We start from the raw sequence: 10,732 nt of genomic DNA on the forward strand, positions 1-10,732 counted from the left end.
CGGTCAACAGGCGGACTGCTTCAGAGGGTCGGTCGAGGTCGATGAGTGCGTTGGCTGTGTTGTTGGCGGAGACGGCGAGCCGGTAGTCGTCGCCCAGTTCGACCGCGATCTCACCGGCGCGCCGGAAGAGGCCGAGTGCCGCTCGCGATTCGTGGCCGCGCAGGAGCGCTAATCGTCCGTGTCCGTTTCGCGCGTGCCTTCCGTGGGCCACTCGTGCACGCCGTATCGATGACGTGCTTCATCGGCGAGGTCCGAGTGTTCGTGGCGGTCCAGCAGATCTGCTAGGTGGTGACCGAACAGGGTGTTGTGCTCGTCACCCGGGCGGGGCAGCAAGTCGTCCGGGGAGTTAACCGGCTCGGCGTGGTTGTCGACGGTGCCCGAGCTGTCCACGACGAACACCGCCTGACCGTTGGAATCGCCGGAGCTGCCGATGGTCGGTTCGAAGGGGATCTCGTGTTGTGCCAGTGCAGGTGCCGGCCGCAGGTGTTCGGGCAGCAGGTGCTGGAACGCGCCGTTCACCTTCGCATCGTTGGCCGCAGCCGACAGTTGGGCGAGTGTGCCGATCAGGTCGACTGTTTCCCGGACCCTTGTCCGGTCTTGGGCCAGCCACCACACCACGGTGCTGCCGACGCTGGTGAGGACCTCCTCTCCCAGGTACGAGCGCACCATTCGCTCGTTGTCGATCCGCAGCACGTCGAGCTGTCGCTGCCTGCGCAAAGCCGACAAGTCCTGCAGGTGGGTGCGGTGTTCCTCACCAACGGTCAGTTTGTTCGACGTCGCCCACGCCGTGACCAGGTTCGTGCCGTCGGGCGCCGGGTGGCCCAGTGCGGACGCCAGCACGAGCGCAGCGGCGACGCTGTCCTCCGGATGGTGCAGTTCGGTTACCTGGCCGGCCCTCTTGAGCACCGCTTGAACGGCTAGAGCTGCGGGTTCCGCGTGCGTGGTCCCGGAGTCGTACCCCTGTGGGAGCCAGTGCACGGTGCAGGCGAAGGCGAAGGGGATTTCGTCGACTGAGCTGGGCAGACGCACGTGGGTGATCGCCGTGGTGGCAGGGGGCGCAGGTGTCGGTGGTGGTTCGGGCGGCGGCGCCTGCTGCTCGGCGCGCTCCTGTTCGTGTTCATACCGCCACTGCTCGGCCAGCGTGCTCTGCTGGACGTGGTGCTGACGGCGACGCAGCACCATTGCTGCGGTGGCGGCGAGCAAGACGATCACCACCACGGTGGTGATCCAGACGGCCCACTCGAAGAACACACCCGCCCAGATCGGCAACAACAGGGAGACCGCTGCGCCTGCTGCTGCCTCCTTCATGCTCCTGTCCATCCTTGTCCCTTCGATCCACCGATGTGCAGTGCTGTGTTGATGTGCCGCAACAACGTTCGGGCACGTTCGACGGCCGTGCCCCGTGCCTCCGCGTCCTCGGCGTGTCGTACCCGAGCCCGGGCCAGCACGAAGAGCTCGTTGAGCAGGGCCGCACGACCGTCACATGCCTCCACCACCAGTGCGGGATCCGTGCCGATCCACTCCCACAACTTCGCGGGTGGGACGTCGTGCGTGGTGGCGCTGAACAACTGTCGCCACAGGTTCAGCAGGTTGCGCCTCGTGTGGTACTCGTGCGCCATGCGCGAGGGCACATCGAGGTCGAGCAGGATGTCGCGGTCGGTTCCTTTCAAGTCACCTCGGGCCAACCGGTAGAGCAGCCAGCGCTGGAACCCGTAGCGCTCCACGGAACCGATCAGCGCGTCATGCGCGGCAGACCGCACCGACCTGTCGTTGTGACGAGTGAAGTGGTGCAGCCGGACCAGCGCCTGCGGCGGTTGGTTCGGAGCGATGTCGTCCACGCACACGGCTATCAGCACCTGGGCGAACGCAACCGGCAGGTTGGGCTCGCGAGAGCGGAGGTAGACGTAATCCCTGAACCTCTTCGACCACCTGTCATGGCGCAGTCCGATCGCAAGTGCCTGTGTCGCCAATTCCGTCTTGGGCTTGGCGTCGCTGGTCCACGTGCGTGCCAACTTCATCAGCGGCTCAGGGGGACCTGTGATCAGCAGCAGTTCGGCGAACCGGTCCAGCAGGTCGGCTGCGGCCTGGTACGGCATGGTCGGCAACGAGGGGACGGCCTGCACCCACTGCTCCACCCGGTCGCGCAGGTCCGGGAAGTAGGTCCAGAAGTATGTGCGCAGGGCGCTGTCCATGGCGAGGTCGGTGAACTCCACCGTGCGACGCCCGTCGGCCCGCAGGCTCACCTGTGCCATGCGCTCGGCCAAGTGGGTGCCGTCCAGGACGTGCCGGTCCTCCCTGGGGAGCTTCACCATTCTGCCGAAGACAGCTTCGGCCGAGACCATGGCTTCCAGTGGTGCTCCAGGGAGGAAGGCAGCGACCACCAGCAGGGCCCGCATCGAAGCGCGTTGTTGGTCGGTGAACAGCTTCGCGGCCTGGGTAGCCCGTTCCAGCTGGGCTCCCAGTGCTGCGGACAGCCACTCCGGCAGGCTTGTGCCGCGTCCCGTGTCACGTGCTTCGACCGTCAGCCGAGCGAGGGTAGCGATAGCGCCCACCGCAGAATCCCGCAGATAATCACGCAACCGGTCTGCGGCGGGCAACGGGTCGGAGAGGCTGATGCCGTCGGGAGCCAGGTGCGCCCGCAGGACCGCGGTGCCGTCGGGACGCTCGAACCTCACGACGAGCGCGGACAGGGAATCCGCCAAGTGCTCGACTTGGCCGGGATGCACCACTACGACCAAGCGGGCCTTCTTGTCGGCCACGGCCGTGCGGTAGAACTCCAGTTGCGGCTGCAGTTCGCGGAAGCGGCCCTCGTCCGTCTCGCACAAGTCGAGCAGGAGCGGCTCACCCGGGCGCAGTTCCTCGACGTCGAAGGCGGGGTTGTCCGGATCGTCGGTCCTGTCGTCCAGCACCCGCAGCCGGTCCACGTCGTTCTTGCCGACGTCGGTCAGCAGCATGAGCGCCGTGGTGCGCCTACCTGATCCGTCCTGACCGGTCAGGACGGCCGTGTTCGACCGGGTGAACACGTCGAACGGGAACCGCTCCGGTCGGACGAACCGATCGGCCAGGCGACGGATCTCCTCGCCTGCGACGACACGCAACTCGCGACGTCGCCGCAACGGGATGTGGATGTAATTGTTCTGCGTGCCGCTGCCGCTGTTGACGTTGCCCGTGCTGTGGAAGTCGTAGCTGGTGGTCCTCGGCGCGTCGACGTTGGTCATCACGACCCGCGCTTGTCGTAGTACCGGGTATCGGCGCCGTTGAACTGGGTACCCGGACCACTGTTGACGTTGCCCGCGCCGTGGAATGTGTAGTTCGTGTTTCCCTGGTTGACGTGGTCGCGACTTTGGGTGAGGTTCCCCTGCACGTCTTGAGCGCTGTTGGCCGTGGAGCCGACTGCGTGCGCGCGGTCTTCGGCGCTCACGTGCTCGTCGACGCCGCCTTCGTCGGGTTCGGCGCGTGGCAGGAACCCGCTGTGCAGCAGGTCGCCGGTCGGTGACGGAACTCTGAGGTACGCCAGGTCGGTCAGCTGCTTGACCTGTACCGGTGCCGGTACGTAGAGATCCTGGGGCTCTGCGGTGTAGCCATTGGCCACGACATCCTGGAAAACCCGGGCGGACACGATCGCCGCGACGCGGGTAGCAGGCCCGGAACGGGTCAATAGGTCGCGCACAGGTTTGGCGTCCAGTAGCCGGTGAGTCTCCACGCGTGACGCCCCGCTGCCCTCGCTGATCAGCTCACGACCGGAATCGGTGACCGCGCCGACGTTGACGCTGACCCGCATCCGGAGCGGCACCGGGTCGGCGTGTACTTGGGCGCGGTAGTCCAATTCGTCTTGCAGGGCTTGGAGGAACGGGGTCAGCAACAGCGGGAGCACCGCGGACGGGAAGCCCAGCGCGCAACCGTCACCGGTGCTGATGATGAAGCGCTTCCCGGACCACACCTCGGTCAAGCCGCAGCGTTCGAAAGCCGACCGCAGGACCACCGGCGCCAGCTCGGTCACTTCAGCTTGATGCCGCCCTGGCACACCGCTGAAGTCCTTGATGTCCACCACCAGCAGAGCGCGGTAGGGCGGCAGTTCGGACGCCTCGTGGACCACGTCTTCCTCCTCGTTGTGTGCTTGGCGAGGAGCTTGGCGATCGTGGATCGGAAGTGATGTCCACCGTCGGACAGTTTGAGTATGTCGTGGGTCACAGTCCGGCAATGGCCTTCAGGTGGTCTGGATCCGCCACCGAAAGGCGCGGACCGGCTCGCAAAGCTCCGCAGGCTTTGAGACGTCGCACGTAGTACGCGACGGTGCTGCGAGCCATGCCCAGGGAGTCGGCGACCTCCTGTTGGGAGAACGGCACCCGCTCAGGGTCCGAGGATGCCTCGTCGGCCAGCGCGACGACTTCCAGCAACAGGCGCGCGATCTTGCGCTCGGGGCTGAAATGAACCAGCTCTACCTGGTAGGGGACTGTCTGGGACAGTTTTGCGATCGAGTAGTCGGTCAGAGCGGCTTCACCGTCTTGTTCCTGAAGGAAGGTGTTGAAGCGATCGGCCGACAGCATGCGGACAGTGCACCGATCGATCGTCTCCACGGTCGCCGTGCGGGGTGAAGCGGAGCGAGCTGCGATCTCGCCCAAGAGGTCTCCTGCGCCGCGCAAGGCGAGCAGCACACGCCCTCCATTTCGCTCGGTGCCGAAGACCTTCACTCGTCCGGAGACCACCGCGAGGACCGTCGTCCCAGGGTCTCCTTGTCGTAGGAGCGGGACTCGAGGGCCGTGGACACGATCTACACCCTGCTCGAGCAGGTGCGCCCACTTCCGCTCTCCGAGCAGGCTGCGGAAGCCCCTGGGAGGCCGTGGCATGACGATTTGCACTGTGGATGCATACCGTAGGTGTCGGGTCGAAAGCGCTACGTCATAGGCATGTCACTCGATCGCCTCGAACTCCGCCATCGCGGTGGTCCTCCGTCGACTCGAGTTGGTGCTGACCTGCTGTGCGAGGTGCTCAGGAATAGACAACCGTTCGTTCGCGGATCAGGTCCCACACGGTGACGTCCAGCTCGGCGAAGACGAGCAGCTCATCGACCGAGTGGAAGGGGACGGGTGCTGTTGGCGGGCGCGGTTGATCTGCTCGGCGGCGCGGTGGTCGAGTCCGGAGCACTGCGCGATGACGGACGGTGGTGCGGTGTTGATGTCGACCAGGCCGCCGTCGTCGTACTGCCGCGGCAGGTCCGGTCGGCCGATTCGGAGGCCCCGTGCGAGTGCCGGGTCGCGTGCGACGAGCGCGCGGGCTTCCTCTCGTCTGGCCCGCAGGGTCAGCGCCGCGGCGACGGCGGGCTCTGCAGCCCAGGGCTGCGGTGGCTGCTGGGACGGCCGGACGGGATGGGGAAGCCCGTGGACGTCGTGCCGAATGCCGCTGAGCTGGATGCACGCCGCGACCATGATCGCGATGACTCCGATGACGCCGATCGTGCTTGAGGAGTTCCAGACCATCTACGATCCGGCGGGCTCCGGGTTTCCGGACGAGGCGACGGCCGCGGCATGGCGCGAGCGGGGCGCACGACTGGCCGGGCGGTTGGCGTCGGCGCAGCGGGTACGGATTGAGTTGCACACCGCGCGTAGGGCACGCATGTTCGAGGTTTGAGATCGGCTTCTGCTGCCATTCATGCTGCGGTGTGTGGAGCAAACTGGAGCAGGCGGTGGAGTCGAATGACGCGCTACGGCTCCGAACGGCGGTGGACGACATCGGCTGACGTGCGGGTTATCTGTTTGCGCTGGTCAGGGGAACGGCCGGACCATGCTGGCAGTGTGAGGGTCAGGGGTTCGAGTCCCCTCGGCTCCACAACTGACACAGCATACGAAGAGCGGGAACCAGTCCACTGGTTCCCGCTCTTCGGTGTTGGTGGCCCCTCGAGGGGCGGTCCGCTACGGGGTGTGCTCCCGGTTCTGCGGGGGCGAACCAGTTGATGTCGCCCAGGGCGTCCTCGGCTGTGCCGCCCAGGACGGGATCGGACAGCAGGGTGCGCAAGGTGGGCACCACGGTGCTCCTGGTGATCTTGCCGTGGATGCGTGCCAGGTGTCCGAGGCAGGTCGTGGCCAGGCGGCGCAACTCGATGTCGTACTGCGGCGCCAGGTGTTCCAGCAGGATCGGTTCTACCCACTCGCCGTCGGGGTCGTCGTAGGTCAATTCGAGCAGCGCCGTCGTCGCTACCTGAATGTCGCCCGACCCGATGGCGGCGAGCATCTCGGCACGCCAGCCCTCGTCGAGGTCGACCGAAGGGTCCGTCTCTGAGGTCACGGGGCGATTCTGCCCTCGCGGTCCGTCCCTCGGCCGGTTCCACGCGGGTTGACGGTCTTGATCAGCAGTTCGGGTCCCTGAGCAGCCACAAGAGAGTTCTCATGTTGTGTAGTCAGGTCCACAATCGAATACAGCATACGAATCGCCCGCTGACCTGCGGTAATGCAGGTGGCGGGCGATCTTGCTTTTTCGTCCACTGTGGACTGCGGTGGCCGGGCTGGAGCAAATCTGGAGCAGGCGGTCGCTCCGAACGAAATGTTGTCAGCGTTGTGCTCCAGGTCTCTGTGACCCGACTGGGTGGATCTGCCCAGCGACTTTTCGACGGCCGTAGCGGCTGCCGATGCGCGGCTCCGGTGTACCGACCCTGCGATGGTCCCGAACGGCCGTCAACGGGCGCGGCATTGCCGAGCGGTTCGCGCAACGACCATTGTCGCCGTGTGTGCCGAACATTGTGCGGCCCGCAGTGCGGGCCGAGTTGTGGCCCGGCGTGCAACCCTGCGGGCAACTGCACGCCCAAGGGGAAATGCGTCCCGACCGAGTACTGACCGAGGACAGCCCATGCTTGCCCGCCGCGCGTTCATCCCTGACGACCTGCTGCCCTCCGGTCTTCCGGATGCACGACCGTGGCCGCTCACCGTGCCGTGCGTGGCGCAGATGGCCGAGGAAGGCATGGTCTTCGAGCGGCCGGTCACCTTCCTGGTCGGGGAGAACGGTTCGGGGAAGTCGACCCTGGTCGAGGCGTTCGCCGAGGCGTGGGGACTGGACGCGCGTGGCGGGCGAGCGGGTCGCAAGTACGTCAACGACCGGCCGAGAACGGTGCTGGGTGACCTGCTCCGCTGGGAGACCACGGCCGCGGGCGCCCGGCAGAAGAGCGGGCCGCGGACCAAGCGCCGGGGGTACTTCCTGCGGGCCGAGACGGCGTTCGGGTTCATGGAAGCCGTCAGCGGGATGCGCGGCTACTGGGAAGAGGACACCAGCGAGATGAGCCACGGCGAGGGCTTCCTCACCGTGCTGGCGAACATGTTCCGTGAACCCGGTTTCTGCCTCATGGACGAGCCCGAGGCGGCGCTGTCGTTCACGTCCTGCCTACGGCTGGTCAACCTCCTGTACGACCTCGGTGAATCGGGGGCGCAGGTGATCTGCGCGACGCACTCGCCGGTCCTGGCCGCCACGCCGGGCGCCGACATCATCGAAGTGGGCGACCACGGGTTCCGGCGGACGAAGTGGGAGGACCTTGCACTGGTCGACCACTGGCGCCGGTACATGAACAACCCGGCCGCCTACCTGCGCTACGTCACCGAACAGTGAAAGGGGCGAGGTACCGGTCGACACCGGTGAAGCCGACGCGCGGTTCCGGCAGTGGATGCGCGACAACCTCGACCGCGCTGCCGAACACTTCGGCGTGGTCGTGACCGGGGACCCGCTGCTCGGCTGGCACGACCGGTCGATCAGCACCCCCGTCCGCAAGGGCGACGCCGAGTACTGGCTGCGCGTCGTGTCCGAGGACAAGCAGTGGATCGCCGGCGACTTCTGGACGGGCAACCTCGACGCGAACGTCCTCGCCGACCTCGCCACACCGCACGTCCTGGACGTGGTCGAGTGGGAGGAATGGCGACAGCATCGCGCCGAACTCATGACCCGCATGCCTGGCCAACCCTGCTCACCCGCCGACGCACTGCGCGCCGAGGTCGAACTGTCCGACGAGTGGTGGGCCGAGCTGCGCCGCACCACCGACACCGTCGCGGCGACACCGACCGCGCGCGTCAACAGCAGCCAGGACAAGATCACCGACCGGATCGTGCAACGCTTCGGCGACGCCGTCGACCCCACTGTGCCCGAATGGGAGACCGTCCACGGCGATGTCCACTGGGCGAACCTGCTGTGTCCGAGTTTCGGCCTGCTCGACTGGGAATGGTGGGGACGCGCACCCGCGGGCACCGACGCGGCGACCCTGCTGTGCTACAGCCTCCTGACGCCCACCATCGCGCACGGTGACGGCCTCGTCGTGGTAGCGGTGCGCGGTGGCCCTGCTGATGCCGAATCCGGCGCCGGGTACGGCCAGGTCCTCGGGCTTGCGGAACCACACCACCACGAGCAACGCCTGATCCCACCAGGTCAGCGCCCGGCTCCCGCGGCGGGTGCCACATGCCCCGCGTTCGGCGGCCGGCAACCGCGACACGTACCCGACCAGTTGCGGAGAACGTCGAGCATGGCTCGATAGGCGATCACGTGGAGTCCTCCGGTTCGTCCGTCGCGCATGTCGCTTCCACCTATGCCATGTGAATCGAGGCTCGAGCAGCTCAGCCGGGCCGACCGTTGGCGGGTTCCGGGCGTACATCACGGCCGGGTGCGGCTGCGGGTGGCCAGGATGTCGGTCAGGACGTCGTCGAGGGTGGCCTCGGAGTGCATGGTGACCAGCTCGTCGGGGGCGTGCGGGTCGGGCGATCGAGGAAAAGCCGAGACGGCGCGGCACCGTCGGTTCCGGAACTGGCGGTTGCCGATGGGGGCACAGTCGGAAGTCCGCCCCATCGGTGGAGCCAACGGGGATCCTGGACCGGGACCGACGTCAACGGCGGTAGGGCGTCAGATCTATCCCGGGGTACAGGACGGCTGTGCCCTCCAAGGTCTCCTCGGTCCAGTAATCACTGCCGACGGCAGGGAAGCCGAGCAGTTCGCGGCGGTGCGGGTCGGCGCTCTCAATGAGCCGCCGCACGGCCGGTCCGTCCGGTGACGCAGGCGACCCGGGCCAGCCCTGCTTGTCCAGCCACACCGAACGGGCCGAGTGGAAGTTGAGGAACTGGGCGAAGCGGTGGCCGTGCGGCGCGCGCACGGCGGAGCCCCGGTGCACGGTGTACCCGCTGAACAGCAGCACGCTGCCCGCCGACGCGGTTACCGGCGTCTCGTGCTGGTACAGGTGCGGGTACTCGGACCGGTCGTAGGAGGACTCGCCGGACGCGGTCAGCAGCGGCACGTCGCCGGTGATCTTCCGCGGCACCACGTAAGTAGGCGCGGTGTCCGCGTCAACGTCCGTGAGGTAGACGATCGCGAACACGCGCTGGTACTCGCGCCGCCTCGGAGGGTGCACCAGGGTGTTGCGGCCCCAGGCGTCGTTGTGCAGCCGCTGGTCCTTGACCGGACCGAAACCGGGCCCGTACTTGGCCTGAAGCAGAGAGTCCCCGAGCCGGACGTCCGTGGCGCCCAGCACGCGTTGCACGAACGACTGCAGGTCGGGGTGGGTTGAAATGTCGTTGAGCACGTCCTGCCGGTACGGGAACCCGGCCGAGCGGCGCAGGCCCTGGTAGCGGTGCGGCGCGTCGGCGTACTCGGCCCCGGTGGGGAAGTACGCGGCCACGGCGCGCCGGCACTCGGCAAGCGTGTCGGCGTCGAGGAAGTCGGGGACCAGCGTGTACCCGTCCTCCTCGAGCCGGGCCACGTGATCGGCGGAAATGGCCATTCCATGCTCCTTCGCCAAGTCTGAGGGATTCGGCGCGGCATTCGACGCCGGTAGCTGAAACTAGCACCCGACACCGTCGCGGGACTGTAGGTGATCGCCCCTACGGGGAACTCTTTCAGTAATTTTCTGGATTGTGCGTGTGCCGCAATCAGGAAAACATGGTTGTCGAGCGTGGCGCCGCTCTCGAGGTTGACTTCCGAATACAGACCCCACGAAAGGGGGTGCGATCATGCAGGAAAACCTGGTTGACACCGAGATCGAGTTCGTGGGTGAGCTCGAGGACGTGACCATGGGGTGGACCGGTCCGACCGACGACTTCTTCGACGGCGACTGGACTCCCTGATGAGGTGAGCGGCTGGGCTACCGGCCCGCCGCAGACCCGATGCGACGTGGCCGTCCCGGATGTCGGGGCGGCCACGTCTGTTACCCGGAAAGGTCCTGAGGTGGACATGGCGACTACTTCCGTGCCGCGTGGATCCTCCCGCAGCCGGCGGTTGTGGACTCGTGATGGCGGACGCGACGCGCTCCGCACGCTCATGGTGGGTGTGACTGCGTCCCCGGCGAGCCTGCCGGTGCGCGATGCGGAATTGCCGAAAGCGACGCTGGAATACCTGCGGATTGGACGGGTGTTCCGAACGAAAGGGCTCGCCGCGGCGTTGCGGGTCATCCCGTCCCGCCGTCCGCACCCGGTGCGCGGTGGTGTCGACGCCATCACCGCTTTCCACGCCCGCGACGCCGCCTGGCGGATCATGGGCTTGGCCCGCACGTTCGGTGGACGCCACCTGTGCCTGCACGAGTCCCTGGGCGCCTGCGCTGCACTGCGCGGCCTGGGGTTCGACGCGCAGGTCGTCATCGGCTACCCCGTGATCGAACTCGCCGACGGCAGCGACGAGTTGCACGCCTGGCCCGCACTGGGGCCGATGCCGCTGGTCGGTCGCCCCGGCGGACAACCGCTCGGCTACGTCGAGCTCGAACGCTATCCGGAAGGGTGAGGTG

12 protein-coding genes are annotated in these 10,732 nt (G+C 67.1%); 5 read left to right on the top strand and 7 right to left on the bottom strand.

Translation table 11 applies throughout. From position 1 onward, the window contains the following. Positions 1-168: 168 nt before the first annotated feature. From ACRAKI_RS05110 to ACRAKI_RS05125, 4 genes are all read right to left on the bottom strand, one after another. Positions 169-1,308, bottom strand: coding sequence for a hypothetical protein (locus ACRAKI_RS05110; RefSeq protein ID WP_447005887.1), 1,140 nt, complete (start codon positions 1,306-1,308; stop codon positions 169-171). Continuing rightward, a complete protein-coding gene (locus tag ACRAKI_RS05115) occupies positions 1,305-3,218 on the bottom strand; it encodes a hypothetical protein (protein ID WP_447005888.1) in 1,914 nt (637 codons plus the stop codon). The genes ACRAKI_RS05110 and ACRAKI_RS05115 overlap by 4 nt, the downstream gene beginning before the upstream one ends. Further along, on the bottom strand, positions 3,218-4,096 hold the full coding sequence (locus tag ACRAKI_RS05120) for a hypothetical protein (RefSeq protein WP_447005889.1): 879 nt from the start codon (positions 4,094-4,096) through the stop codon (positions 3,218-3,220). Before ACRAKI_RS05120 ends, ACRAKI_RS05115 begins: the two co-directional genes overlap by 1 nt. Before the next feature lie 91 nt (positions 4,097-4,187). Beyond that, the gene (locus tag ACRAKI_RS05125) at positions 4,188-4,847 is read right to left on the bottom strand and encodes a Crp/Fnr family transcriptional regulator (protein WP_447008337.1); all 660 of its coding nucleotides are present in this window, start codon (positions 4,845-4,847) and stop codon (positions 4,188-4,190) included. 240 nt (positions 4,848-5,087) lie between these two features. Between ACRAKI_RS05125 and ACRAKI_RS05130 the strand changes: the two genes are divergently transcribed. Next, entirely contained in the window at positions 5,088-5,462 is a 375-nt protein-coding gene (locus ACRAKI_RS05130; RefSeq protein WP_447005890.1) for a hypothetical protein, read from the top strand. Next, a complete protein-coding gene (locus tag ACRAKI_RS05135; RefSeq protein WP_447005891.1) occupies positions 5,443-5,628 on the top strand; it encodes a hypothetical protein in 186 nt (61 codons plus the stop codon). Before ACRAKI_RS05130 ends, ACRAKI_RS05135 begins: the two co-directional genes overlap by 20 nt. 171 nt (positions 5,629-5,799) lie before the next feature. Here ACRAKI_RS05135 and ACRAKI_RS05140 read toward each other — a convergent pair whose 3' ends face one another. Beyond that, positions 5,800-6,282 (bottom strand): hypothetical protein, encoded by a 483-nt coding sequence (locus tag ACRAKI_RS05140; protein ID WP_447005892.1) that lies wholly within the window; start codon positions 6,280-6,282, stop codon positions 5,800-5,802. Positions 6,283-6,840: 558 nt separating this feature from the next. Here ACRAKI_RS05140 and ACRAKI_RS05145 point away from each other — a divergent pair. Together ACRAKI_RS05145 and ACRAKI_RS05150 are read left to right on the top strand one after the other, a co-directional pair. Then, a complete protein-coding gene (locus ACRAKI_RS05145) occupies positions 6,841-7,590 on the top strand; it encodes an AAA family ATPase (RefSeq protein ID WP_447005893.1) in 750 nt (249 codons plus the stop codon). Between the two features lie 55 nt (positions 7,591-7,645). Continuing rightward, positions 7,646-8,503 (top strand): aminoglycoside phosphotransferase, encoded by an 858-nt coding sequence (locus tag ACRAKI_RS05150; RefSeq protein WP_447005894.1) that lies wholly within the window; start codon positions 7,646-7,648, stop codon positions 8,501-8,503. Positions 8,504-8,619: 116 nt separating this feature from the next. On the opposite strand, the gene ACRAKI_RS05155 is transcribed toward ACRAKI_RS05150, so the two are convergent. Together ACRAKI_RS05155 and ACRAKI_RS05160 are read right to left on the bottom strand one after the other, a co-directional pair. Further along, positions 8,620-8,811: a hypothetical protein gene (locus tag ACRAKI_RS05155; protein ID WP_447005895.1), complete on the bottom strand. Its 192-nt coding sequence runs from the start codon at positions 8,809-8,811 to the stop codon at positions 8,620-8,622. Between the two features lie 37 nt (positions 8,812-8,848). Next, complete coding sequence (locus ACRAKI_RS05160) at positions 8,849-9,736, bottom strand: phytanoyl-CoA dioxygenase family protein (RefSeq protein ID WP_447005896.1); 888 nt, start codon at positions 9,734-9,736, stop codon at positions 8,849-8,851. A gap of 449 nt (positions 9,737-10,185) precedes the next feature. On the opposite strand from ACRAKI_RS05160, the gene ACRAKI_RS05165 reads away from it, so the two are divergent. Then, the gene (locus ACRAKI_RS05165) at positions 10,186-10,728 is read left to right on the top strand and encodes a lasso peptide biosynthesis protein (protein WP_447008338.1); all 543 of its coding nucleotides are present in this window, start codon (positions 10,186-10,188) and stop codon (positions 10,726-10,728) included. The last annotated feature ends 4 nt before the right edge of the window (positions 10,729-10,732 follow it).

The organism is Saccharothrix isguenensis, assembly GCF_052936305.1.

Bases quoted from the DNA above. Each gene is read 5' to 3' on its own strand.
- ACRAKI_RS05150 (WP_447005894.1), top strand. From the start codon at position 7,646: ATGCGCGACAACCTCGACCGCGCTGCCGAACACTTCGGCGTGGTCGTG.
- ACRAKI_RS05110 (WP_447005887.1), bottom strand. From the start codon at position 1,308: ATGAAGGAGGCAGCAGCAGGCGCAGCGGTCTCCCTGTTGTTGCCGATC.
- ACRAKI_RS05145 (WP_447005893.1), top strand. From the start codon at position 6,841: ATGCTTGCCCGCCGCGCGTTCATCCCTGACGACCTGCTGCCCTCCGGT.
- ACRAKI_RS05115 (WP_447005888.1), bottom strand. From the start codon at position 3,218: ATGACCAACGTCGACGCGCCGAGGACCACCAGCTACGACTTCCACAGC.
- ACRAKI_RS05165 (WP_447008338.1), top strand. From the start codon at position 10,186: ATGGCGACTACTTCCGTGCCGCGTGGATCCTCCCGCAGCCGGCGGTTG.
- ACRAKI_RS05125 (WP_447008337.1), bottom strand. From the start codon at position 4,847: ATGCCACGGCCTCCCAGGGGCTTCCGCAGCCTGCTCGGAGAGCGGAAG.
- ACRAKI_RS05155 (WP_447005895.1), bottom strand. From the start codon at position 8,811: ATGGGGCGGACTTCCGACTGTGCCCCCATCGGCAACCGCCAGTTCCGG.
- ACRAKI_RS05160 (WP_447005896.1), bottom strand. From the start codon at position 9,736: ATGGCCATTTCCGCCGATCACGTGGCCCGGCTCGAGGAGGACGGGTAC.
- ACRAKI_RS05135 (WP_447005891.1), top strand. From the start codon at position 5,443: ATGACGCCGATCGTGCTTGAGGAGTTCCAGACCATCTACGATCCGGCG.